The 22,414-nt window shown below is 37.5% G+C and carries 27 protein-coding genes; 21 read left to right on the top strand and 6 right to left on the bottom strand.

Annotation, left to right across the window (positions count from 1 at the left end):
* Nucleotides 1-139: 139 nt before the first annotated feature.
* The 5 genes from MHI57_RS06630 to MHI57_RS06610 all read left to right on the top strand — a co-directional run bounded on the left by MHI57_RS06630 (nucleotide 140) and on the right by MHI57_RS06610 (nucleotide 5,189).
* Nucleotides 140-1,108: an MBL fold metallo-hydrolase gene (locus MHI57_RS06630; protein ID WP_095372666.1), complete on the top strand. Its 969-nt coding sequence runs from the start codon at nucleotides 140-142 to the stop codon at nucleotides 1,106-1,108.
* Nucleotides 1,109-1,112: 4 nt separating this feature from the next.
* Nucleotides 1,113-1,907, top strand: coding sequence for an SDR family NAD(P)-dependent oxidoreductase (locus MHI57_RS06625; RefSeq protein ID WP_095372667.1), 795 nt, complete (start codon nucleotides 1,113-1,115; stop codon nucleotides 1,905-1,907).
* An 85-nt stretch (nucleotides 1,908-1,992) separates the two neighbouring features.
* Nucleotides 1,993-3,108 carry an NADH-dependent flavin oxidoreductase gene (locus MHI57_RS06620; RefSeq protein ID WP_095372668.1) on the top strand — a complete coding sequence of 372 codons (1,116 nt, stop codon included), beginning with the start codon at nucleotides 1,993-1,995 and terminating at the stop codon, nucleotides 3,106-3,108.
* 468 nt (nucleotides 3,109-3,576) lie between these two features.
* Nucleotides 3,577-4,836, top strand: a complete 1,260-nt coding sequence (locus MHI57_RS06615; RefSeq protein WP_095372669.1) for a Y-family DNA polymerase — start codon at nucleotides 3,577-3,579, stop codon at nucleotides 4,834-4,836.
* A gap of 23 nt (nucleotides 4,837-4,859) precedes the next feature.
* Complete coding sequence (locus tag MHI57_RS06610; RefSeq protein WP_095372670.1) at nucleotides 4,860-5,189, top strand: YolD-like family protein; 330 nt, start codon at nucleotides 4,860-4,862, stop codon at nucleotides 5,187-5,189.
* A 17-nt stretch (nucleotides 5,190-5,206) separates the two neighbouring features.
* Here MHI57_RS06610 and MHI57_RS06605 read toward each other — a convergent pair whose 3' ends face one another.
* Complete coding sequence (locus tag MHI57_RS06605; RefSeq protein WP_095372671.1) at nucleotides 5,207-6,121, bottom strand: LysR family transcriptional regulator; 915 nt, start codon at nucleotides 6,119-6,121, stop codon at nucleotides 5,207-5,209.
* A gap of 153 nt (nucleotides 6,122-6,274) precedes the next feature.
* Here MHI57_RS06605 and MHI57_RS06600 point away from each other — a divergent pair, with 153 nt between their 5' ends.
* The 7 genes from MHI57_RS06600 to MHI57_RS06570 all read left to right on the top strand — a co-directional run bounded on the left by MHI57_RS06600 (nucleotide 6,275) and on the right by MHI57_RS06570 (nucleotide 10,877).
* Entirely contained in the window at nucleotides 6,275-7,012 is a 738-nt protein-coding gene (locus MHI57_RS06600) for an SDR family NAD(P)-dependent oxidoreductase (RefSeq protein WP_095372672.1), read from the top strand.
* 97 nt (nucleotides 7,013-7,109) lie between these two features.
* Nucleotides 7,110-8,366 carry an L-lactate MFS transporter gene (locus tag MHI57_RS06595; protein ID WP_095372673.1) on the top strand — a complete coding sequence of 419 codons (1,257 nt, stop codon included), beginning with the start codon at nucleotides 7,110-7,112 and terminating at the stop codon, nucleotides 8,364-8,366.
* A 211-nt stretch (nucleotides 8,367-8,577) separates the two neighbouring features.
* Nucleotides 8,578-8,907, top strand: coding sequence for a PadR family transcriptional regulator (locus MHI57_RS06590; protein ID WP_095372674.1), 330 nt, complete (start codon nucleotides 8,578-8,580; stop codon nucleotides 8,905-8,907).
* A complete protein-coding gene (locus MHI57_RS06585; RefSeq protein WP_307312973.1) occupies nucleotides 8,904-9,242 on the top strand; it encodes a DUF1048 domain-containing protein in 339 nt (112 codons plus the stop codon). The genes MHI57_RS06590 and MHI57_RS06585 overlap by 4 nt, the downstream gene beginning before the upstream one ends.
* A 108-nt stretch (nucleotides 9,243-9,350) precedes the next feature.
* Complete coding sequence (locus tag MHI57_RS06580) at nucleotides 9,351-9,677, top strand: iron-sulfur cluster biosynthesis family protein (RefSeq protein ID WP_095372676.1); 327 nt, start codon at nucleotides 9,351-9,353, stop codon at nucleotides 9,675-9,677.
* An 84-nt stretch (nucleotides 9,678-9,761) separates the two neighbouring features.
* On the top strand, nucleotides 9,762-10,505 hold the full coding sequence (locus MHI57_RS06575) for a DUF2087 domain-containing protein (RefSeq protein WP_095372677.1): 744 nt from the start codon (nucleotides 9,762-9,764) through the stop codon (nucleotides 10,503-10,505).
* A gap of 12 nt (nucleotides 10,506-10,517) precedes the next feature.
* Nucleotides 10,518-10,877 (top strand): GIY-YIG nuclease family protein, encoded by a 360-nt coding sequence (locus tag MHI57_RS06570; protein ID WP_322909571.1) that lies wholly within the window; start codon nucleotides 10,518-10,520, stop codon nucleotides 10,875-10,877.
* A 171-nt stretch (nucleotides 10,878-11,048) separates the two neighbouring features.
* Here MHI57_RS06570 and MHI57_RS06565 read toward each other — a convergent pair whose 3' ends face one another.
* Both MHI57_RS06565 and MHI57_RS06560 read right to left on the bottom strand, forming a co-directional pair.
* Nucleotides 11,049-11,996, bottom strand: coding sequence for an alpha/beta hydrolase (locus MHI57_RS06565; RefSeq protein ID WP_095372678.1), 948 nt, complete (start codon nucleotides 11,994-11,996; stop codon nucleotides 11,049-11,051).
* 96 nt (nucleotides 11,997-12,092) lie between these two features.
* Nucleotides 12,093-12,986, bottom strand: a complete 894-nt coding sequence (locus MHI57_RS06560; protein WP_445293165.1) for a hydroxymethylglutaryl-CoA lyase — start codon at nucleotides 12,984-12,986, stop codon at nucleotides 12,093-12,095.
* 133 nt (nucleotides 12,987-13,119) lie between these two features.
* Here MHI57_RS06560 and MHI57_RS06555 point away from each other — a divergent pair, with 133 nt between their 5' ends.
* Together MHI57_RS06555 and MHI57_RS06550 are read left to right on the top strand one after the other, a co-directional pair.
* A complete protein-coding gene (locus tag MHI57_RS06555) occupies nucleotides 13,120-14,310 on the top strand; it encodes an acetyl-CoA C-acetyltransferase (RefSeq protein WP_095372680.1) in 1,191 nt (396 codons plus the stop codon).
* Nucleotides 14,311-14,384: 74 nt separating this feature from the next.
* Complete coding sequence (locus MHI57_RS06550) at nucleotides 14,385-14,636, top strand: YqkE family protein (RefSeq protein WP_307312981.1); 252 nt, start codon at nucleotides 14,385-14,387, stop codon at nucleotides 14,634-14,636.
* A 61-nt stretch (nucleotides 14,637-14,697) separates the two neighbouring features.
* Here MHI57_RS06550 and MHI57_RS06545 read toward each other — a convergent pair whose 3' ends face one another.
* Complete coding sequence (locus MHI57_RS06545) at nucleotides 14,698-15,609, bottom strand: aldo/keto reductase (RefSeq protein WP_095372682.1); 912 nt, start codon at nucleotides 15,607-15,609, stop codon at nucleotides 14,698-14,700.
* A gap of 93 nt (nucleotides 15,610-15,702) precedes the next feature.
* Nucleotides 15,703-15,873: a Z-ring formation inhibitor MciZ gene (gene mciZ / locus MHI57_RS06540; protein ID WP_307312985.1), complete on the bottom strand. Its 171-nt coding sequence runs from the start codon at nucleotides 15,871-15,873 to the stop codon at nucleotides 15,703-15,705.
* A gap of 76 nt (nucleotides 15,874-15,949) precedes the next feature.
* Here mciZ and MHI57_RS06535 point away from each other — a divergent pair, with 76 nt between their 5' ends.
* The 3 genes from MHI57_RS06535 (at nucleotide 15,950) to MHI57_RS06525 (ending at nucleotide 18,807) form a co-directional block, all read left to right on the top strand.
* A complete protein-coding gene (locus MHI57_RS06535; protein ID WP_095372684.1) occupies nucleotides 15,950-16,504 on the top strand; it encodes an NUDIX hydrolase in 555 nt (184 codons plus the stop codon).
* Nucleotides 16,501-17,673 (top strand): endonuclease Q family protein, encoded by a 1,173-nt coding sequence (locus tag MHI57_RS06530; RefSeq protein ID WP_095372685.1) that lies wholly within the window; start codon nucleotides 16,501-16,503, stop codon nucleotides 17,671-17,673. Before MHI57_RS06535 ends, MHI57_RS06530 begins: the two co-directional genes overlap by 4 nt.
* A 225-nt stretch (nucleotides 17,674-17,898) precedes the next feature.
* Nucleotides 17,899-18,807, top strand: a complete 909-nt coding sequence (locus MHI57_RS06525; RefSeq protein WP_307312989.1) for an EamA family transporter — start codon at nucleotides 17,899-17,901, stop codon at nucleotides 18,805-18,807.
* A gap of 93 nt (nucleotides 18,808-18,900) precedes the next feature.
* Here the strand turns inward: MHI57_RS06525 and MHI57_RS06520 are convergent, their stop codons facing one another.
* On the bottom strand, nucleotides 18,901-19,470 hold the full coding sequence (locus tag MHI57_RS06520) for a GNAT family N-acetyltransferase (RefSeq protein ID WP_095372687.1): 570 nt from the start codon (nucleotides 19,468-19,470) through the stop codon (nucleotides 18,901-18,903).
* Nucleotides 19,471-19,687: 217 nt separating this feature from the next.
* On the opposite strand from MHI57_RS06520, the gene spoIIM reads away from it, so the two are divergent.
* From spoIIM to xerD, 4 genes are all read left to right on the top strand, one after another.
* Nucleotides 19,688-20,329 carry a stage II sporulation protein M gene (gene spoIIM / locus MHI57_RS06515; RefSeq protein ID WP_307312990.1) on the top strand — a complete coding sequence of 214 codons (642 nt, stop codon included), beginning with the start codon at nucleotides 19,688-19,690 and terminating at the stop codon, nucleotides 20,327-20,329.
* 251 nt (nucleotides 20,330-20,580) lie between these two features.
* Complete coding sequence (gene fur, locus MHI57_RS06510) at nucleotides 20,581-21,045, top strand: ferric iron uptake transcriptional regulator (RefSeq protein ID WP_224936064.1); 465 nt, start codon at nucleotides 20,581-20,583, stop codon at nucleotides 21,043-21,045.
* Between the two features lie 195 nt (nucleotides 21,046-21,240).
* On the top strand, nucleotides 21,241-21,468 hold the full coding sequence (locus MHI57_RS06505) for a YqzK family protein (RefSeq protein WP_095372690.1): 228 nt from the start codon (nucleotides 21,241-21,243) through the stop codon (nucleotides 21,466-21,468).
* Nucleotides 21,469-21,475: 7 nt separating this feature from the next.
* Nucleotides 21,476-22,369 carry a site-specific tyrosine recombinase XerD gene (gene xerD, locus MHI57_RS06500; protein WP_095372691.1) on the top strand — a complete coding sequence of 298 codons (894 nt, stop codon included), beginning with the start codon at nucleotides 21,476-21,478 and terminating at the stop codon, nucleotides 22,367-22,369.
* The last annotated feature ends 45 nt before the right edge of the window (nucleotides 22,370-22,414 follow it).

The raw sequence follows: 22,414 nt of genomic DNA, 5'->3' as shown, positions 1-22,414 counted from the left end.
AGAGATAATTTGTTAAAAGTTATGTGAAAATAATGACATTGTTGAGAAATAAAGCTAAGATTAAATATATATATGTTTAAAGATTAGGTTGTTCTACACATATTTTATTTAAATATAATGATTGTTGGAGGGTATGAAAATGGCACAATGGATTAATGATATCGGTCGACTCGTGATTCCTACTCCTTTTCCTGTAGGTGATGTTAACCTTTATGTCATCAAAGGAGAGAAGCTAACCCTTATAGATGCTGGACCTAAAACAGAGGAAGCTTGGGTAGCGTTGCAGTCAGAACTAAATGAATTAGGCTTAACACTGTCAGATATTGAGCAAGTGATTCTTACTCATCATCATCCAGATCACGTTGGTCTGCTTGATTATTTTCCGGCTGATATGCAAATTATTGGTCATCCCTTAAATGAGCGATGGCTCAATCGGACAGAGGATTTCCTACAGCAAAATAATGATTTTTATCAGCATGTTCTCACTGAGTTTGGCTTGATTCAGTATTACGATAAAGTAATGACAAGACTACATAGTGAGCTTGCCTACTTCTGTGATCGCTCATTAGCTCAAGAGATTTGTGAGGGAGACGAACCTCCAGGGTTAAAGGGATGGCGTGTTATTGAAACGCCGGGTCATGCGCAAAGTCATATTGGTTTATTGCGAGAAAGTGACGGAATTTATATTGGTGGTGACCATCTGCTGGCTCATATTTCTCCGAATCCGTTAATGGAGCCACCTTTACCGGGGCAATCTGAGCGTCCTAAATCATTATTGCAATATAACGAATCACTTGATAAATTAAGCCGTTATCCGCTTGCACTTGTATTGCCAGGTCATGGGGAAGTCTTCACAAATGTAAATGAAATCATTCCTCAACGAAAAAAAGCACAGCATGAACGTGCGATGAAGGTCAAGAAATGGCTCATGGAAGAATCAATGACGGTCTTTGATATATGTAAACGCCTTTTTCCGAAAGCTTACAAAATGCAATTACCTCTTACGGTATCTGAAACAATCGGTCAGCTCGACTATTTGCTTGCGATGGGGGAAGTAAATGAGTATAAGAAGGACGGTGTGTCTTTCTATAGTAGCCAAATGAGGTGATAAAATGGTAAAAGATTTACATGGAAAGAACATTATTATTACAGGTGCATCAGGTGGGATAGGTGAAAAGATGGCAAGGCTTTGTGCGGAAAGAGGAGCCAATCTTGCTTTAGTGGCTAGAAGGACAGATAAGTTAGCTGCAATGAAAGAAGAGCTTGAGCAACGCTATTCTATTGATATTTATACATTTTCTTTAGATGTCTCTAATATGGAAAAGGTAGAGGAAGTTTTCCCATTGATTCTCGAACGGTTTAAGGTAATCGACGTCCTTGTGAATAATGCGGGATACGGCATTTTCACTTATGCTCATGATGCAGATATGAAAGAAGTAAAAAGCATGTTCGATGTGAATGTACTGGGTTTAATTGCTTGCACTCAGCAAGTATTGCCAAAAATGTTAGCGACCAAAAGCGGGCATATTATCAATATCGCTTCACAAGCTGGAAAAATTGCCACGCCGAAATCAAGTACCTATTCTGCAACCAAACATGCAGTATTAGGTTATTCTAATAGCCTAAGGATGGAAGTTGCTTCTCAAGGTGTGTATATTACAACAGTGAACCCAGGTCCAATTGAGACGAATTTTTTTGATATTGCCGATAAAGAAGGCACATATGTGAAAAATGTTCAGCGATATATGTTAAAGCCGGAGTATGTTGCGCGAAAAGTTGTTGATGTGATGTTGACGCCAACAAGAGAGGTCAATCTCCCAAGGTGGATGAATTTAGGAAGTAAAGTATTTGCCATTGCTCCCAGATTATTTGAATGGGCTGGACGCGGTGTGTTTAATAAAAAATAATGTTTCAAGTTGAATGGTTTGCATCGGGCTGTTTTTATCTATATGGTGAAATCGTGAAGATATTTATAGAGAAAAGGTGATAGATATGAAAGCAAAATTTGAACCATTATTTGAATCCTATACATTTCCTAACGGTGTGACAGTTAAAAATCGACTTGCACTCGCACCGATGACACATTATTCTTCTAATGAAGATGGCTCTATTTCGGAAGAAGAATTAGTCTTTATTAAGGCCCGTGCAAAGGATTTAGGTACAGTTATTACTGCTTGCGCCAATGTAACACCAAATGGTAAAGCTTTTCCTGGTCAACCGGCTATTTACGATGACCAATTTATTCCTGGTTTAAAAAAACTAGCCGAGACGGTTCAACAAGAAGGGGCAAAAGCGGTGATACAAATTCATCACGGCGGCATTTCATGTCCCTCTGAACTTGTTCCCGATGGTGATGTTGTATCTGCATCAAATATCGATCGTGATAACCAAAAGGCTCGTGCCCTATCGACAGGGGAAATTGAAGAAATCATCGAAGCTTTTGGAGAAGCAACGAGAAGAGCAATTGAAGCAGGTTTTGATGGAGTAGAAATTCATGGTGCAAACGGGTATTTAGTACAGCAGTTTTATTCCCCTTATACGAATAACCGTACGGATGAATGGGGTGGATCCGTAGAAAATCGGATGAAGTTTCCATTGGCTGTTGCGGAAGCTTGCCAAAAAGCGATTGATAAGCATGCAAAGAGACCATTTATTTTCGGTTATCGCTTCTCACCTGAAGAGCCGTCGACACCTGGTTTAACAATGACTGAAACCTTTCAACTAGTGGATGCCTTATCAAATCTTCCATTCGATTATTTGCACATTTCCCTTATGCATGCACTATCTACTCCTCACCGCGGGGCGGATACAGAGCGCACAAGAATTGAGCTGGTGAATGAAGTAATTAACGGACGCGTTCCGTTGATGGCCGTTGGAAAAGTGAATTCACCTGATGATGCATTAGCTGTTAGAGAACGAAATATCCCGCTTATTGCTATAGGTAGAGAATTGCTCATTTCACCAAGATGGGCTGCATATATTCAAGAAGATCGTCTTGAGAAAATAGAATATGCCCTGAATTTAAAAGAAAGAGATAAATATGACATTCCGAACGGATTATGGGAAGTGATCCTAGCTGCAGAAGGTTGGGTCCCATTTACTCGCTAGGAATCTTTAGAAAACAGGAACATGAACAATTTGTTCATGTTTTTTTTGTGTCTTATTTTGGTTACAAAAGAGATTTGCTCGTACAAACCGCCAAAGAAGCGGAGCAACACTGATTTTTTCGACTATCCATTAAACATTCCCGTTAAATAACAGGCATGTCAAATAAAAGAGGAAAAGCTGGGACTTTTTTTGATTATAGATTTAGGTAAAATATCATAATATGTCGAATATTTATACATAGAATAATGGAAGGAGCGGCCTTCTGCTGTACAAGAGTTTGTTTTACCCGTAGTCCATCTCATCTAATGATAGAGCTATTCTTATTTAATCCCAGGTTTTGTCTAGGCAGTCGAATATAAGAAATTCGTCGTAAAATTTCCATTGAAAGAGAACGTATATTCGGTTAATATTATGGGTATAAATAAACGGAACATAAGTTCTTATTTTATAGTGAGAAGAGGCAATCTAATGGTTGATTATAGTGTAATGCCAAAACAACAAATTTTATGTATAGATATGAAGAGCTTCTATGCCAGTTGTTCAGCTGTTATACGGGGATTAGATCCAATGGAATGCTATCTTGTAGTGGCGGGAAATCATGATCGTAAAGGTAGTGTCATTCTTGCTGCTTCACCGAGAATGAAGAAAGAATTTGGCATAAAAACAGGGTCGCGGCTATTTGAAGTACCCAATGACCCGCGCATTATTATTGAAGAGCCAAAGATGGCTACGTATTTACGTGTCTCTATGGAAATTACACGTGTATTTCATCGCTATGTACCAAAAGAGGCTGTGCACACTTATAGTGTCGATGAAAGTTTTATTCGTATTGACGGAACAGAACATATATGGGGTGACGCCTATACGATTGCCCAAAAGATAAAAGATGATATCGAAAGGGAATTTCAACTACCTTCATCTGTTGGAATTGGTCCTAATATGTTAATGGCAAAGCTTTGTCTTGATTTAGAAGCAAAGAAGGCTGGTATTGCTGAGTGGACTTATGAGCAGATAGAAGAAAAGCTTTGGCCGATTTCTCCATTAAGTCAAATGTGGGGTATAGGCAGTAGAATGGAGAAAAATTTGAACAGTATGGGCATTTTCACGGTTGGTCAGCTTGCCCATTTTAATCTAACTACACTAGAAAAAAAGTTTGGTATTATGGGCAATCAGCTATATTATCACGCATGGGGAATAGATTTGTCAGAAATCGGTGCTCCGATTTTACAAGGTCAAATTAGCTTTGGGAAAAGTCAAATCTTGCTTCGAGATTATACTGATAAAGAAGAAATCAAGCATGTTGTTTTAGAAATGTGTGAGGAGGTTGCAAGAAGGGCGCGCACACATCGTAAGGCTGGAAGAACCGTTCATTTTGGGCTTGGATATAGCAAGGATGAGTTTGGTGGTGGATTTTATCGTTCTCGGACAATGGAGGAGCCGACAAATGTAACAATGACCATTTATCATGTTTGTTTAGCTTTATTAGATGAACATTATAACGGCAAAACGGTTCGGAAGATTACTATTTCTCTTGGACAAATAACCGATGATCACGAGTATCAGCTTAGTTTATTTGATCAAAACGGCTTTAACAAGCGCAAGCTCGGCTATACCGTCGATCGCATTCGTGCCCGCTTCGGATCTGCTTCCTTATTGCGAGCGGTTTCTTATACCGATGCAGGTACAGCGAGACATAGAGCAACACTTGTCGGTGGCCATAAAAAATAGTAATGAGAAAGAAGGAATAAGTGATGCTTCGTGATCGTGGGAATAAGAAATGGGTTTCAATGATGCTACCGGAACATGTCAAGCTTTTAAGAGAGTATGATGAAAGTCACCATAAACAAACTAAACCTCAGTTAGATGAACAACAATATGAACAGTTCGATGAGGTGATTAGCGAGGCCATGGCGTTTCATACTTTGTTAACATTTACCTTGTTCCGTCGAGGAGAACAAGTGACTATTTCCGGTCGCATTCATTATGTAGATACATTCAAACAATCGCTTCGAGTAGTAAAGGAGGATGACAGTATTGATATCATTTTCCTACCAGAAATCATTCATATAGAAGAAAGTTAAGTTAACTATACCCCGTATCAATCGCCAACACTCTGATCGTCAAAATAAGTAAGAGCGATGTGTTTGAAAAAACGCACCGTAAATTGATGGAGATCAGTCGCAGCCTGAGAGAAATAACGTCCTTTATGCCAGGCGAGTCCAATATTACGTCGACAACGAGGAGCAGTGATCGGGAGTTGCACTGTTTTCGGTAAATTCTCTTGCAATAATGATAACTGTGGTGTAAAAGAAATCCCTAAACCGAGCTCAATCAATCGTAAAATAGCCCCTGCTTCTTCAAGTTCAAGCGGAGTATGGGGAGTGAAGCCTGCTTCAGAGCAAAACTGATCCGTTAAATCTCTAAAATCATAGCCCATCGGACGATTAATAAATACCTCGTTACATACTTCATTTAAATGAACCGAAGATCGGTGGGCAAGGTGGTGATCAGGTGGAACAGATAAAAAGATTTCCTCATCAAGGAGGGTCATCCACTCAATTTCTGTCCCTTCGATAGGCCTCATAGAAATACAAAAATCAATATCTCCATCCTCTAATTGCTTTTTCATCGCTGCTGCTGTGCCGGTGTATTGTTTAATATGAACATTAGGATGCTCCTTCATAAACTCTCCAATAAAGAAGGGTAAGATATGTGGCAGGGCAATGGAAACCGAAGTGATACGATGTTGTGTCGTTACCATTTCTTCTATTTCACGCTCGCCTTCCTCCAATTCAAAAAACACACGATTGATTCTATTTAAATAAGAGCGACCAAAATCATTTAAGCGAATGGTTCGTCCTTGACGATCGAAAAGAGATGCCCCCAAATCATGTTCAAGTCTTGCAATCATTTTACTCAATGCTGGTTGAGATACATGTAATTCATTCGCTGCTTTTGTGATGCTTTCTAAATGAGCTACTTTTTGAAAATAGCGTAACTGTAAAAGCTCCAAAACTATCCACCTCTTTCATAACTTCAAAGTTATAAATTATAGATAAATATGTATTATACGTTATTAAAAGACTATTTTACAATAGTAAACGTAGGACAAAGGAATAGGCAATCACTTATCCTAATTTAATTTACTTTCAAAGGGGAGACAGTTATGAGATTACAAAATAAAGTAGCTATTATTACAGGGGCAGCATCTGGTATGGGCAAGGCTGAAGCCCTTCGTTTTGCTAGTGAAGGAGCGAAAGTAATTGTTGCTGACTTAAATATGGAAGGTGCTGAAGCAGTAGTAACAGAAATAAAGGAAAACAACGGGGAAGCTTTAGCGGTAAAAGTCAATGTAACAGAACAAGCTGATTTAGAAAATATGGTAAAAACAGCTATGGATAACTACGGTCAGATTGATGTTGTTATCAATAATGCTGGAATTTTTGATAAATACACGAACAGTTTAGAAACAACAGAGCAACAATGGGATTTAATATTTGATATTAACGTGAAAGCCATTTATAAAATTACAAACCTTGTATTACCAAATATGATAAAGCGCGGTGAAGGAACAATCGTCAATATTGCTTCCATTGCAGGTCTTGTTGCACAAATGGGTGGAGCCGCTTACACGGCGTCAAAACATGCGGTAGTCGGTTATACGAAGCATATTGCTGCAGTCTATGGTTCAAAAGGTATCAAAATTAATGCGATTGCACCGGGAACAATCCGTACGCCATTAACAGCAGATATGTTAAAAACACGTCCAACAAATAAAATACCGTTAGACCGTTTCGGTAATGACTATGAAGTGGCTGATCTAGCCGTATTTTTAGCATCAGATGAATCGAAATTTATGAACGGTGCAGTCGTACCAATTGATGGCGGCTACACAATCGTATAATTACTTTTTGAAGATAGTCATTAAGCAGTAAAGGCTTAATGGCTATCTTTCTTTAAAGATAAGAAATGAAGCGATTGTTCGAAAAAGGGGGATAAACATGTCAAAATCAAAGAAAGTACCAAATCGCTGGTTTATTTTCACTAGTGCCTGGATCATTATTTTTCTCGTCGCCTCTATTGCGATTTTTAGTGTTTTTTCGGAACCGATGACAAAATTACATGGATGGTCAAGTGCGGACTATAACTTAGCTTACTCATTGTACACTTTAATTTTTGCTATTGTTGCCATATTTGCCGGCATGATTACTGACCGCTATGGGGTCAAGTGGCTGATGTATATTGGTGGGTTATTCTTTGGGTTAGGATGGTTTTTAACCGCTTCAGTGACAACCATTCCTATGCTTTATGTAACCTTCAGCCTAATCGCTGGGAGTGGAGCGGGGATGATGTATAATTCGGCCTTAGTCACAGCCATGCGCTGGTTCCCTGATAAGGGTGGAAAGATTTCAGGGTTATTATTATCAAGTGCAGCAATTGGTCCATTTATATTGTCTCCGATTGCGGCGATGATTATTGAACGTTTCGGTGTGCTAGTATCATTTCGTATACTGGGGATCGTCTTTTTTATCGGTGTTTGGGCTGTGGGTTGGTTAATGTACACTGCACCAGCTAACTTCCGTCCTAAAGGCTGGAAATTACCATCGGAAAAAGAACAAAGTCAAAAGAAAAAGGCGGCAATCATCAATCTAAATTGGAAGGAAATGCTTGCTACGCCACTGTTTTATCTATTATTTTTAACTTTAGTGGCAGCGAGTACGGCAGGAACAATGATGGTATCTTCTGCCTCTGTAATCGCTCAAGACCAAGTTGGGTTAACAGCGACAGTTGGTGCAGTCATTGTCAGTATTAGCACATTATCGAACTTTGTTGGACGCTTAGCGTTTGGTGTTATTTATGATAAATTCGGTTCCTATATCGCTCTATTAATTAATTTAGTTATGACGATTGCAGCATTATTACTATTAACGATGGCGACATCACTTGTGTACTTCACCATTTGTATTATTATTCTCGGTTTTGCTTTTGGTGGTTTACTTGTTGTGTTTCCGCCTTTAACTAGTCAGTCATTTGGTCAAAAGAATTTCGGTATGAACTATGCCATCGTTTTTCTTGGCTATTCTGGGGGCGCTTTTGTAGGTCCACGTATCGCTTCCTACTTCAAGGAAACAACAGGAAGCTTTACGACTGCTTATATCGCAGCAGCAATCTTAACAGCTATCGGTATTGGGCTTGTAGGTTTAGTGTTATTTTTAAATAAAAAGAAAGAAAAGAAACAGCAAGCAATCATTGCGTAAGCATAAGTGCTTCCCACCTGAACCTTTTAAGAAAAGAAGTTCAGGTGGTTTTTTATTTTTTTAAACCATTGACAATTTATCTACTTAGTCATATTATGTAGTAGTACTTAGTTTTACTATATAGTTAATATCGTTTATGTTAAAGAACAAGTTGTTTATGTATACTACCTAGTATTACTACTTAGTTAAGAATGAAAGAGGGGTTTAACGAGTGAAAGGGTTAACAGAGTTATTGAAAGGTGTGTTAGAAGGAATTGTGCTTCAGAAAATAGGGCAGGGGGAGACTTATGGCTATGAAATCACACAGTATTTACAAAACATAGGCTTTGAAGATATTGCAGAAGGAACTGTGTACACTGTGTTGCTTAGACTTGAAAAGAAAGAGCTGTTACATGTTGAAAAAAGAAAATCGGAGCTTGGTCCACCAAGGAAGTTTTATACGTTAAATGATTCCGGAAAGTATGAGCTCGATAAGTTTTGGGAGAAATGGTTTTTTCTCTCTAGAAAATTAAATGACATAAAGGAGAATGATAGTAAATGAAAAACCTATTTGAAAAATTAATTGGCAGTAAAAAGCGGTATAACGATTATAAAGCTGAAAAAGAGCAGTTGCCACAAAGTTACAAGGACGCCCTTCATGCGTTAGAACAGTATATGTGGAATTTCGCCAAAGGAGAAAATTTTATGGAAGTGTTAGAAAATATGCTTCAATTATTTAAAGAAAGTTCAATTGAGCAACTTCCATTACAGGATATTATGGGTAATGATCCTGTTGAATTTGCAAATGCCATTATGGCGCAATATCCAGAGGAACTTTGGTTTATTAAAAGCCAAGAAAAGCTCAGATTGGAAATAGAAAGATTAAATAATAATTAGATAATGGCAGTTGGATGGTTGTCAAATGGTACCTAATGGACTGAAGCTGTTATTCAATCATTTTCGTTGTTATAATCATGATTAACATAGGAAGAAAGGGCGGTAAAGTTGAAGATAACAATTACACCAAGAGCCATAATGAAACTAACAGAAAAATTAAAAAATAAAGATGGTTATTTAAAATTAAAATATGATACTGAAGGTTGTGGCTGTGTTGTAAGTGGTGTAACTGCTTTGTGGCTTGTGAAAGAACTAGAGCCAGATGACAGCGAAGTACAAACAGATTTCATGTCTATTTATATCGAGCCTTCTAAGGAAGTCTTTTTATCAGAAGAGGTAACGATTGATTATAGTGATAAGGCAAGATGCTTTCAATTAAAAAATAATTATGAATACTTGAATCCACGTATGGCTTTTATGGATTATACGAAATGAGAAAGAGAAGAAACAGAAATCTTCTCTTTTTTGTTGACTAATTTAGTAAACATATTTAAAATTTGTTTATATAAGGAGGGCAATATGGACTTTCAATCATTAACTGTCACTGAACTAAAGCAAGGATATCAATATCGATCACAAGAAGCTGTTTACGTATGTAATTATTGCCAACAGACTTTTGAAACAGGGCGGGTTTATCAATTTGCCGAAGAAATGTTTTTAGGAAAACAAGCAGTAGAGTGGCATATATCCGAAGAGCACGGAGGGAATTTTCTGCAGCTACTTTCAAACGAGAGTAAATATAATACGCTAACAGATAAACAAAAGCAGTTGTTAAGCGCCTTTCAATCGGGTAAAAAAGATGCCCAAATTGCAGAAGAGATGAATGTATCTCACTCAACGATTCGCCATCAAAAGTTTTCATTTCGTGAAAAGGCAAAGCAAGCAAAGCTATACTTAGCCATATATGAAAATGCGTTTCTAGGTCATCTTCAGGAAGAAATCATCCCTATTCATAACGGTGCGACTATGGTGGATGAACGCTACTTTATGACAATAGAAGAACGAGAGCAAATCATAAATGAAAATTTCGAGAGCCTCCATCCGCTCAAGTTAAAACGATTACCGAAAAAAGAGAAAAAGAAAATCGCGATTTTAAGTCGCATCATCAAAGAATTTGTTACTGGGCGCACATACGGAGAAGATGAAATAAAAGAAATACTAGTAGGCATATACGATGATTATGTCACTATAAGAAGGTATTTAATCGATTATGGATATATGAACAGGACGCCAGATGGCAAAGCCTATTGGGTAAATGATTAAGGAGGAATACTATTGAAACCCGATCGTAAGAAAGAATTAAAACAACAGTATAAAGAGATGAAAACCTATTATGGTGTGATTAGAATAAAAAACGAAAGCAATGGAAAAAAATTTATTGATGCTGTACCAAATGTGAAAAATCGTTGGCTTACTTCTAAAATGATCTTAAATGATGGTCGTCATATGAACAAAGAATTACAAGAAGATTGGCATAAATACGGTGAAGAAGTGTTTAGTTATGAAGTACTCTGGCAGAAGGATAAAAGTGAGATCAACGATATGAAGTTCGAACTGCAAAAAAAGAGAAAAGAATGGATTCTTAAAGAAGAGGCTTATGATGACAAAGGCTATCACCATAAACCCGAGGAATAATAGCCTTAGAAAAGTTATGCTAGGCAAATTTGATTTTCTATGCCTTGGTTGAGGGCATCTATAAAGAGCTGTGTGCGCTAAAAAGAGAAATGAGCAACAAGTAAAAACAAAAGCTTCAGTCTAGTCAATGATAGAGGGTGGGAATTTGGTTAAAAATCAGCTTATGGTAGGCTATCGCTCAAATTTATGGGCAGGTGAATCTTCCACTTGAAAGGGGATTCCATTATCCGTAAAGAAAGAGTCGATGGCTGCTTCATAGGCTTCTTTATTTTCATTGTATGATTGAGCATGTGCGCCATTTTTAGCAATGAACAGTTTTTTGGGTTCATTTTTTTGTTCATACAGCATTTCCGTCATAACAGGTGGGATAAATGTATCATCTTTACTATGGATAAAAAGAACAGGCTTACTGATATAAGATACGACAGCGAGTGGTGACACGTCATGGATGGAATATTTGTCACGCAATCTAAGAAAAACGTTACTTATTGGCAAGATTACTTTAGGTGGTAATTTAAAGGTCGTACGCAAATGATGAGTAAGTTGACCAGATAAATCAGAAAAAGGACAATCAGCAATATAAAAATCAGCATCATCAGCAAGGCTCCCAGCGTATAAGAGCATTGTCGCTGCCCCCATTGATTCACCATGAATACCTAAGAGTACATCAGGACCTTTCTGCCTTTTGAGCCAATCTACCACAGCTTTAAGATCATATTTCTCATAATAGCCATAGCTCGTTGTCTTCCCGCCAGATTCACCATGTCTTCGGTGATCATAAATAACAACATTGAACCCGCGAGATAAAAACAAGTTCATATATTTTATAGAGTTCGTTTTATTCTCTGTCACCCCATGAGAAATGATGACGTATCTATTACTAGGATAAGGTGCAGCAACGACAACTTTAAGAGAGTATCCTAAAGGAGAATGGATAAAATGTTCTTCCTTTTCTAATTGATCATAGGCTGAGACATTTAATCTGCCAGCGATGCTTTCTCTTTCAACGATAACCGCGTTATCTTTTTTACGAATATACATTAATTTATTTGTGAAATAGGTGCCAATAGAGAGAATAACAGTTAGCAGTAATAAACTATAGCGCAGGATTCTTTTCATTTTTTCCCTCCATGGTGTTTTCCTTTATTTTACCATTTGGACAAAAGAAATATCCATCTTAAAACACCGGTTCGTGTCATAAGATGGACGGATTGTTTAAGCATTTAGTTGAAAATAACTACTTTCAATTGTCCTTGTCATATGTGGCTTAACGAGATGAATGGCTTCAACTAACTTTTGCAAGTCTATATTGGTTGAGATACCCATTCTCTCTAACATATATACCACATCTTCCGTAGCAGCGTTCCCAGCTGCACCTGGAGCGAAAGGGCAGCCGCCAAGCCCACCAGCAGAAGTATCAAAACGGTCGACACCAGCTTGAAGAGCAGCAAGGATGTTAGGAAGAGCTAATTTTCGTGTATCATGAAAATGAGCGGTAATGAGTGTTTTAGGAAAAGCATCTTTTAACTTTTTAAATACATCAAATGATTCATGCGGAGCCGCCATTCCGATGGTATCAGCAACACTTAACTCATCTGCTCCTGCATTGACAAAGGCTTGGCATAATTTTAATGTATCATTTACATCTACTTTTCCTTCGTACGGACAATAAAAAGCTGTGGAAATACAAGCACGTACAAAATATCCATTTCCTTTTAATTCTTTGATTATTGGCACAATTTCAGCGACACTTTCTTCGGTTGTTTTATTAATATTCTTTTTGTTGAACGTTTGACTAACACCAACAAAAGTAGCAACGGCCTGGCAATCAGTAGCATAAACACGATCAATCCCTTTTCGGTTGGGAGCAAGCACCATATCTCGCGTATGTGATGTGAGGGTATCAGCAACAATTTCAGCTGCATCACTCATTTGCGGTACCCATTTTGGCGAAACAAATGAGGTAAGTTCCATTTCTTTTACACCAGCACTTTTTAATTTTTGAATAAATTGTTTTTTGATATCTGTTGGAACGAAGTTTTTTTCATTCTGTAGTCCATCTCTCGGGCCCACTTCAATAATCGTCACTTCTTTTGGCAGTGTAAACATTATATTCCTCCTTTTATAGAAAGCGTTTACTTTATTGTAGTGGTTTAATATTCAGAAATGCAAGAATTAAGTAAAGTGTGGCATAATAGAGAGGTAGATTCATAACAAGGTAACCATGGAGGGGAAAAACAGTATGGAACGAGCAGAAGTCGTTATTGTAAGCGCTACAAGAACAGCGTTAGGAACATTTAATGGGAGTTTAAAAGGGGTATCAGCGATAGATCTAGGAGCAGTAGTTATTAAGGAAGCATTAAAAAAAGCAGGGGTAGAAGCATCGGCAGTTGACGAAATTATTATGGGGAATGTGCTGCAAGCAGGATTAGGCCAAAACCCAGCAAGACAAGCAGCTATAAAAGCAGGTGTACCTGAAAGTGTTTCTTCAATGACTATTAATAAAGTGTGTGGCTCTGGCTTGAAAGCCGTTCATTTAGCAACGCAAGCAATTGTCGCTGGAGATGCAGACATTATTGTCGCTGGTGGCATGGAAAATATGAGTCAAGCACCTTATATTCTAAAAGGTGCACGTGATGGGTTTAAAATGGGTAATACTACTTTATATGACTCCCTTATTGATGATGGGCTAACATGTGCATTTAATCAGTATCATATGGGTGTAACTGCTGAAAACTTATGTGATAAATATGAGATTTCTAGAGCGGAACAAGATCAATTTGCGGCTGAGAGCCAAGAGAAAGCAACGCAAGCAATCGAATCTGGTCGCTTTAAAGATGAAATCGTTCCGGTAGAGATTCCGCAGCGAAAAGGAGAGCCAATCATTTTTGATCAAGATGAACATCCAAAAGCAGGTACAACGGCAGAAAAATTAGGTAAACTCCGCCCAGCATTTAGAAAAGAAGGAAGTGTGACAGCAGGCAATGCATCTGGTATCAATGATGGTGCAGCGGCAGTGGTAGTAATGAGTAAACAAAAAGCGGAAGAGTTAGGAATTAAGCCACTTGTTACAATTAAAGGAAATGGGAATGCTGGTGTTGACCCAAGTATTATGGGAATTGGTCCAGTAGAAGCGGTGAAGAAAGCATTAACGAAAGCAAATACTACATTGGAAGAATTAGAGTTAATTGAAGCAAACGAAGCTTTTGCGGCCCAGTCCCTAGCGGTTGATCGTGAATTGAACTTTAAGAAAGACATCTTAAATGTAAACGGTGGCGCAATTGCTCTAGGGCACCCAATTGGTGCAAGTGGCGCACGAATTTTAGTTACTCTCATCCATGAAATGCAAAAACGCCAAGCGAAGAAAGGTTTAGCAACATTGTGTATTGGTGGTGGCCAAGGTGTGGCAACTGTAATAGAGCTTGCAGAATAATTTATGGTGAGAGGGTTCTATGCTATAATAACCATACATTCTATACAAAAGAATGAGGGGGTAGGACACCAGTCATGAAGCAGAGAAAACAGCGAGCACAATCAAAGAAAATAAGTGAAGATAAGCCGCTTACTTTAGGAGATATGTTAAATCCTGAGCTTGTCAGAGGGTTGCAAGTGAAGAAAAATGAGCTAAAAAAAGCGGAAGAAATAAAGTTTGAGGAAGAATCACGTAGAAAAGCAGAAGAGCGTAAATTACGTGAGAAAAATAAAAGCTTTGAAGAGCTTTTAGGCGAAAGTAACTTAAATTGGAAAGAATTTAAATAATAGATTACGAGAAAAGATGACGTATCCAAAGGTACGTCATCCTTTTTGATTTAAGTAAGTGTTAACGATGTGCCTCGTACTTATTCATTTTAGCTAATTGTTCCATGAAAGTTAATTCTGACTTAGATAATGGCTCTGCACGAACGGCGGCAACATTCTCTTTAACCTGCTCCATAGAAGAGGCACCGGCAATAATAGAAGTAACCCCTTTATGTGCCAAGTTATATTGTATAGCCGCTTCTTGTAGATGGCGTGTTTCAGTAAACTTTGCTTTAAGCTCAGTCAGAAGAGCACGCAATTCAGTTTCACTATAATCTAAATATCCTTGTTCCGATAGTTTATCAATCCAGTTTTCACTTAATAAACCTTTAGCGAGTGGACCTCTCGTAACGACACTAATGTTATTTTCAGCTAATAGTGGTAAAACTTCTTCCTCTGGACGACGATCAAGTAAACTATATTGCATCATTACTGAATCAATAGAGGCATGCTTAACATATTCGCGAATCACATTAGGACGAATGGAGGAGATACCATATGCCTTAATAAAACCTTCTTGTTTAAGCTCTTCAAACGCGTCAATTGTTTCTAGTATATTATCTTCTAGCGTCCCGCCATGCAATTGATATAAGTCAATATATTCTACACTTAATCGTTTCAAGCTTTGTTTTACGGCTTCTTTTATATAAGCTTTTGACGGATCCCAGCGCCAGCCTTCTTTTCCTTCAGTCCACCGATTACCTACTTTTGTGGCAATAACGACATCCTCTCGTACGCGTTTTAACGCTTCTCCAACTAGCTGTTCATTCAAACCAAAGTCGTATAAGTCGGCTGTATCAAAATAATTAATACCTTCTTCTAGTGCTGTTTCAATAATCGCTTGTGCCTTTCGTTTATCTGTTCCAAGTGACATACAACCAAGACCAAGTGGAGTAACCATTAATGGTGATTTACCTAACTGTACTTTTTTCATTTGTGAACCTCCGCTCTTCTCTGAGTATTTTTTATCTATTTTACCGATACTGAGAGAGGTTAAACAAATCTTTTGATTCATTGCATGGAGAATTTATGAGTCACGTTCGCTATTCTTGGGCTCCTTGTAATAATCATCATTTGTTGTTCCATCTATCCATTCTCTAACATAAGTAAATGACTTCTGATAAACCTTTAGTTTTTCTTTTATTTCCCATGCCTTACCAACAAAGGTAATACCCTTTTCATGAACGTAAATTTTCATCAAGAGCTCTCCTAAACATAAGTATGTTAAAATGTATGAGCAGAATAATCGGATAGAACAGGAGTGACGAGAGAAAATGAGTCGCCTAGAAGAAAAAACGTTAAAAACGGAAAAAATCTTTGACGGTAGGATTATTCGACTCCAAGTAGAGGAAGTTGAACTACCGAACGGACAATTGTCGAAAAGAGAAGTAGTCAAGCACCCAGGTGCAGTAGCAATATTAGCACTAACAGATGAAGGAAAAATGGTTATGGTTGAACAATACCGTAAAGCACTTGAGAAGACGATAATTGAAATACCAGCAGGTAAATTAGAAGGAAACGAAGATCCCCTACAATGTGCAAAAAGAGAATTAGAAGAAGAAACAGGGTATGGGTGTGATGAGATAGAGTGGCTTATTTCTTTTTATACCTCTCCTGGTTTTGCTGATGAAATTGTTCATTTGTATATGGCAAAAGGTTTACATGTGATAGAAAATTCGGCCAATCTTGATGAAGATGAATTTGTTAATCTGAAAGAAGTCACTGTTCAAGAAGCTGTCCAATTAATAGGAGAGCAAAAAATCTATGATGCGAAAACCGCTTATGCAGTTCAATATATGCAACTAAAAGAAGCATTGCAGGAAAAATGAAATCTTATTATGCAGATTTGCATATTCATATTGGGAGAACCGCTACTGGAAAGCCGGTTAAAATCACAGGTTCAAAAAACTTGACTTTTACAAACATTATTCATCATGCAAAAAATCAAAAAGGGTTAGACATCATTGGGATTATCGATTGTCATTCTCCAGAAGTGATAACTGAAATAGAGGCTTTACTTCAGGAGGGTGAGTTACAAGAACATGAGGATGGCGGATTATTATTTGATGATATGATGATTATTCTTGGTTCAGAGCTCGAGATTTATGATCAATATTGTCATGGGCCCATCCATGTTCTATCGTTTTTCCCAACACTTAGCCACATGAAAGATTTTTCAAACTGGTTGTCAGTTTTAATGAAGAATATTCAACTGAGTTCACAGCGTGTTTATATAGAAGGACGTATGCTTCAACAAAAGGTAAAGGAATTAGAAGGTTTGTTTATTCCTGCCCATGTGTTTACACCTTTTAAAAGCTTATATGGAAAGGGCGTAAAGCATTCACTTAAGGAAGTATTTGACCCTCATTCGATTGATGCAATTGAATTAGGATTGAGTGCTAATACAGAAATGGCCGACAGGATAGCTGAGTTACATGACTATCCATTTATAACAAACTCTGATGCGCATTCATTAGCGAAAATTGCAAGAGAATACCAAAAAATCTCCCTCCAAGAATTAAGTTTTAAGGAGTTAACTATGGCACTGCAACAAATGGATGGAAGAGCAGTTGAAGCTAATTATGGATTAGATCCGCTTCTGGGTAAATATCATGAGACGGTCTGTGTTCAATGTGGTGTGGCCCAGCCACAAGGGACAGTACTATGCAGTAACTGTGCTAGTAAGAAAATCATTAAAGGGGTAAAAAATCGTATTCAAGAGTTAGCAAATGTAACTTCAATGGCTCAAGGGAGGAAACGACCACCCTATATCCATCAAATCCCTTTAGAGTTTATTCCCGGAATCGGGGTAAAGACATTAGAAAAGCTACTTCTTCATTATGGCACAGAAATGGCCATCATCCATGATGTTCCTCTTGCCTCATTGCAACAAGTCATACCTGAACAAGCAGCGCTTCTGATTGAGCAGGCGAGATCAGGGAGCTTACAATTTGACGTAGGTGGCGGAGGAAGATATGGTAGAATTCGCATTGATTAAATACTAGACTTGACAGACTACCCATGTCGGGGATAAGATACAGTGGTATAAATAATTGAATGCCAAAACCGGTACGGATTTGTGGACTTTTTAAGAGTAGACACTCTTTTTTCGCCACACATTGATGCAAGTAGCATCGATGTGTGGCTTTTTGTATTTTAAAAAAATGCTCTTATCTTTATTAAAACGATATTTGTCAACCGGTAGATTGAGGAGGAAATACGGATGAAACAATCAATGTATCCTTTAGCAGTCCTTATCGGAGGTGCTTGCTTTGGTGTATTATCAACCTTTGTCAAGCTTGCCTACGGTGAGGGGTTCGAACTTGCTGAAGTTTCTGGAAGTCAATTTTTAGCTGGGACGTTACTGATTTGGCTTATATTCTTGTTTACAAAAAAACAGAAGATAAGCTTCAAGCGTTTTAGCTTTCTCGTATTATGTGGTGTGCCAACTGGTTTAACGGGAATATTTTATTATCAATCCTTACAGTCTTTAAATGCGTCGTTAGCCATCATTTTCTTATTTCAGTTTGTTTGGATTGGTACGGCTATTGAGTTTATTGTTGATAGAAAAAAACCAGGAATGAAAAAATTACGTGCGATTTTGCTGTTACTTATTGGCTCTTTCTTGGCAACAGGTATTTTGTCACAAGGATTTAATGACTTTTCTCTAGTTGGTGCAGGATGGGGTATGCTTGCGGCATTATCCTTCTCCATCTTCGCCTATATTAGTAGCACGGTAGGGAAAGAAGTACCGCCGATCCAAAGAAGCGCTGTCTTTGCCATTGGTGGATTACTCATTACTTTTGTCATCTTCCCGCCAGTTTTCTTAGCTGATGCAGCAACTGTAACGGCACTTATGCCGTACGGATTGTTTTTAGGTCTTTTTGGTGTCACTTTACCACCATTGTTATTTGCAATCGGAATGCCTCATGTGGGTGCTGGGTTAGGTACAATATTGACATCGTCAGAATTACCAGTTGCTTTACTAATGTCTGTACTGGTTTTACAGGAAGAACTTGTCCCGCTTCAGTGGTTAGGGGTTTGTATTATCATTTTAGGGATTATTTATGGTAATGTGGCTCATAAAACAAAAAAGGACCACGACCTCATTCAGTCGTCAAAGGCGAGTTAATTAATCGGGGATATGTTTATTTTTTTCTTGAGATGGTGGGGGCTTTGTTTAAGATTTTGACAAGGCCCTCACCTTTTTGTATGAGGATATCAATTAGTCATCAACTTTTACTTTTGCATACACACATGTACTTCTTAGGGATATGTTATCGGTTGCTAAGCTATCGTTACGCAATATGCCCTCTAATGGGAAACCGAGACGTTCCGCTATTCGCCGACTATCTATATTTTTTTCATCACAGCGGATTTCAACTCTATTCGCTTTGAAATGCTCAAAACAGAAAGCTGTCAAAGCTTCTGCAGCTTCTGTTATATAGCCATTCTTAATTTGGCGGCTATCACACCAATAACCAATTTCAAATTTTTTAATATCCCAATTTATCCGGTGAAGGCCGATTGAGCCAACAAAAAGATGATTCTCCTTCAGATAGATATGTAGACGGAAATCGCTTCGGTTAATAAATTCGGCAAAAGATGCGCGTATTCCAGCTTCTACTTCTTCAACAGTCTCTTCTTTTACAGCAAAAGGCAACCACTTTTTTAGAGAATCTCGCGACACTGCAATGGCTTCATGCACTATCTTGCCGTCACCAGGCAAACATGGTCTAAAATACAAACGTGTTGTTTCTATTTTCTCTGGAAAATCTACTAAGATGGGATTCATTCTTTATTCTCCTTTTTAATTTAATAGCGCCTATCGCCGGTCTATCATACCCTTTTACATATAGTAAATGTAACTTTCTTAAAGTGTAAATAAATAACATCTTATTGACAATAAAAATTTTAATAGATTAGTTATATTATTTCGTATCTTTCTGTCATGATCTCAGCAAGTCTAGCATACATTCTAGTAAGTGAAATCATTTTCAGGAGGAAGAGCAATGATAAAAAAAATGTACCAGAACGTCGTAGCAAATCATTTCCGTGAGCATTCCTCAATCTACTTGTTTGTTATTATATTGTTTTTGATGGGTGTCATATTTGGAGCGGTGGTCGTAAACAGTTTAAGTTTGACGCAAAAAGAGGATTTATTTCAATACTTGACTCAGTTTTTTGGTCATGTTTCAAATGAAGAAATGGCGACACCGGCTAACATATTTGAACAAAGCTTACTTCATAATGGTAAATATATAGGCGTGATATGGCTATTGGGGATATCTATTATTGGATTACCGCTTATTTTAGTTTTATTATTTGTGAAAGGGATGGTCGTTGGTTTTACTGTCGGTTTTTTAGTAAGTCAATTAAAGTGGCATGGGTTTTTACTATCTTTTGTGTCCATTTTGCCACAAAATATGATTATCATTCCAATTTTTATTATTACATCTACTTTTGCGATTTCATTTTCAATGAAGATGATTCGTCGGTTGTTTATGAAGAAAGTAAATAATCCATTTATGCCGTTGCTAGGTAAATACTTAATTTCTTTCCTTATTGCCATTATTATATTAGCTGGTGCATCAGCTATTGAGGCGTATATTTCACCGGTGTTAATGAAGTCAGTCATTGATTCAGTCCTCTAAACTCATCGATTGCTTATATAAGATTTGAATGCTATAATTCTTTTATCATATGAGTTTAGTAATAATGACTACTTGGATAAATTATCATGTACAGAGCCTACGTTAGGTTCTGTACTTTTATGTTGTTTTAGCTATTATAACAATTCTAATATAAGAGTTATTATAAAGGTCTCTTTATAATGATTTTAGTTTGATTCTATACATCTATCTGTTATAATGAGAATGTTAGTGGTGAGGGAGGGACTTTCGGTATGGAAAGCAGAATTGACAGAATCAAAAAACAGTTGCATTCATCCAGTTATAAGCTAACACCACAACGTGAAGCCACGGTTCGCGTTTTGTTAGAACATGAAGAGGACCATTTGAGTGCGGAAGATGTATACCTCCTTGTTAAAGAAAAGTCGCCAGAAATCGGTTTAGCAACTGTTTATCGAACACTTGAATTACTAACTGAATTAAAAATTGTTGATAAAATTAATTTTGGTGATGGCGTTTCCCGATATGACTTACGTCAAGAAGGTGCTGCTCACTTCCATCATCATCTTGTATGCATAGAATGCGGTGCAGTAGATGAAATTCAAGAAGATCTACTAGAAGATGTGGAAGAAGTTGTTGAGAAGCGTTGGCATTTCAAAATAAAAGACCATCGTCTTACTTTTCATGGCATCTGCTATCGATGTCAAGATAAAAAAAATGATGAAGAGCCAGAAGCATAAGGTAAAACCCTTTTCTAATTTCATTGGAAAGGGTTTTCTTATTTTTCTCTAATTCTGCCTCAAGCTGCGAACGAAATTAAGGTTTTTGTTCGATAGAAGCTCACAGAACTTAAATGATTCCTCGTTGGAAACAGGTATAAATCTTGTCCAAAATGGCATACCCTCTAATAAGACGTTTTATTTGGGGGAGAAATGATGAGTGCATGGATCAAACTAGTCTATCAAACCATTAAGGTTTTTGTTCTTTTTACAGGAAGCACAATTCTTTTTTATTATGGTATTATGTGGTTAAATGAAGAGTATCAGGATTATCATCGTTATGATGAACCGAGTGGGGCAGCCGTGAAGGTAGCAGCAAGTGCGAATGCAACGGACTCTTCTTGGTTGGATCGGTTGATTCTGTTTTATTTAAATGGGGAGTAATGATTTTATGAATGATCATCTGCAGGATTTTATCCACTATTTAATGATTGAAAAAGGGCTAGCCAGAAATACGATAATGTCATATGAAAGAGACTTAAGAAGTTATATATTGTTTATTGAGAAGAAGATGATGAAGCAATCGATGAATGAGATTGAACGTGTTCATATTGTTCAGTTTCTAGCTCAGCTTAAGGATGATGGTAAGTCTGCTAAAACAATTGCAAGGCATATAGCGTCTATTCGTTCCTTTCACCAATTTGCACTTCGTGAAAAAATAGCAGATCACGATCCTTCTATTCATATTGAAACACCGCAAGCTGAAAAATCTTTGCCAAAGGTTTTAAATATGAAGGAAGTTGAGAGATTGCTAGACCTCCCGAACAATGGCAGCCGCTTTTATTTAAGGGACAAAGCCATGCTAGAAGTACTCTATGCAACAGGAATCCGCGTCAGTGAATTAATCCATTTAACAATAAATGATGTTCATCTAACCATGGGTTTTTTAAGATGTATTGGTAAGGGAAATAAGGAAAGAATCATTCCATTAGGAAAAACAGCACAAGCAGCTATTCAAGATTATTTAGATAAGGGTAGACAACAGTTGTTATCACCAAAACACCCGACAGAATACTTATTTTTAAATCATCACGGTAAAGGGTTATCACGGCAAGGGTTTTGGAAAAACTTAAAAAAAACAGCACAAGTAGCTGGTATTCAAAAAGAGTTAACGCCTCATACTTTAAGGCATTCATTTGCCACCCATTTACTTGAAAATGGAGCAGATTTAAGAGCTGTACAAGAAATGCTTGGCCATGCAGATATTTCTACGACACAAATATATACACATGTGTCAAAAACGAGATTAAAAGATGTATATAAACAATTCCATCCGAGGGCTTAACAGGAAATATGTAGAAAAACAGTGAAAAGTGATATAAAAGACTGT

The organism is Cytobacillus sp. FSL K6-0129, from assembly GCF_038007625.1.
Lineage (GTDB): Bacteria > Bacillota > Bacilli > Bacillales > Cytobacillaceae > Cytobacillus > Cytobacillus kochii.
The sequence above is the reverse complement of the archived record's forward strand: the minus strand, read 5'-3'. Positions and strand labels throughout refer to the sequence as shown.

What these genes read in the sequence shown, in the direction of transcription:
- MHI57_RS06505 (WP_095372690.1), top strand. Translation starts at nt 21,241, where the DNA reads ATGAGTGCATGGATCAAACTAGTCTATCAAACCATTAAGGTTTTTGTT.
- MHI57_RS06565 (WP_095372678.1), bottom strand. Translation starts at nt 11,996, where the DNA reads ATGAAAAGAATCCTGCGCTATAGTTTATTACTGCTAACTGTTATTCTC.
- MHI57_RS06520 (WP_095372687.1), bottom strand. Translation starts at nt 19,470, where the DNA reads ATGAATCCCATCTTAGTAGATTTTCCAGAGAAAATAGAAACAACACGT.
- MHI57_RS06610 (WP_095372670.1), top strand. Translation starts at nt 4,860, where the DNA reads ATGCTTCGTGATCGTGGGAATAAGAAATGGGTTTCAATGATGCTACCG.
- MHI57_RS06630 (WP_095372666.1), top strand. Translation starts at nt 140, where the DNA reads ATGGCACAATGGATTAATGATATCGGTCGACTCGTGATTCCTACTCCT.
- MHI57_RS06530 (WP_095372685.1), top strand. Translation starts at nt 16,501, where the DNA reads ATGAAATCTTATTATGCAGATTTGCATATTCATATTGGGAGAACCGCT.
- MHI57_RS06620 (WP_095372668.1), top strand. Translation starts at nt 1,993, where the DNA reads ATGAAAGCAAAATTTGAACCATTATTTGAATCCTATACATTTCCTAAC.
- MHI57_RS06535 (WP_095372684.1), top strand. Translation starts at nt 15,950, where the DNA reads ATGAGTCGCCTAGAAGAAAAAACGTTAAAAACGGAAAAAATCTTTGAC.
- mciZ (WP_307312985.1), bottom strand. Translation starts at nt 15,873, where the DNA reads ATGAAAATTTACGTTCATGAAAAGGGTATTACCTTTGTTGGTAAGGCA.
- MHI57_RS06560 (WP_445293165.1), bottom strand. Translation starts at nt 12,986, where the DNA reads ATGTTTACACTGCCAAAAGAAGTGACGATTATTGAAGTGGGCCCGAGA.
- MHI57_RS06600 (WP_095372672.1), top strand. Translation starts at nt 6,275, where the DNA reads ATGAGATTACAAAATAAAGTAGCTATTATTACAGGGGCAGCATCTGGT.
- MHI57_RS06625 (WP_095372667.1), top strand. Translation starts at nt 1,113, where the DNA reads ATGGTAAAAGATTTACATGGAAAGAACATTATTATTACAGGTGCATCA.
- fur (WP_224936064.1), top strand. Translation starts at nt 20,581, where the DNA reads ATGGAAAGCAGAATTGACAGAATCAAAAAACAGTTGCATTCATCCAGT.
- MHI57_RS06575 (WP_095372677.1), top strand. Translation starts at nt 9,762, where the DNA reads ATGGACTTTCAATCATTAACTGTCACTGAACTAAAGCAAGGATATCAA.
- MHI57_RS06585 (WP_307312973.1), top strand. Translation starts at nt 8,904, where the DNA reads ATGAAAAACCTATTTGAAAAATTAATTGGCAGTAAAAAGCGGTATAAC.
- MHI57_RS06595 (WP_095372673.1), top strand. Translation starts at nt 7,110, where the DNA reads ATGTCAAAATCAAAGAAAGTACCAAATCGCTGGTTTATTTTCACTAGT.
- MHI57_RS06615 (WP_095372669.1), top strand. Translation starts at nt 3,577, where the DNA reads ATGGTTGATTATAGTGTAATGCCAAAACAACAAATTTTATGTATAGAT.
- MHI57_RS06525 (WP_307312989.1), top strand. Translation starts at nt 17,899, where the DNA reads ATGAAACAATCAATGTATCCTTTAGCAGTCCTTATCGGAGGTGCTTGC.
- xerD (WP_095372691.1), top strand. Translation starts at nt 21,476, where the DNA reads ATGAATGATCATCTGCAGGATTTTATCCACTATTTAATGATTGAAAAA.
- MHI57_RS06545 (WP_095372682.1), bottom strand. Translation starts at nt 15,609, where the DNA reads ATGAAAAAAGTACAGTTAGGTAAATCACCATTAATGGTTACTCCACTT.
- spoIIM (WP_307312990.1), top strand. Translation starts at nt 19,688, where the DNA reads ATGATAAAAAAAATGTACCAGAACGTCGTAGCAAATCATTTCCGTGAG.
- MHI57_RS06555 (WP_095372680.1), top strand. Translation starts at nt 13,120, where the DNA reads ATGGAACGAGCAGAAGTCGTTATTGTAAGCGCTACAAGAACAGCGTTA.
- MHI57_RS06550 (WP_307312981.1), top strand. Translation starts at nt 14,385, where the DNA reads ATGAAGCAGAGAAAACAGCGAGCACAATCAAAGAAAATAAGTGAAGAT.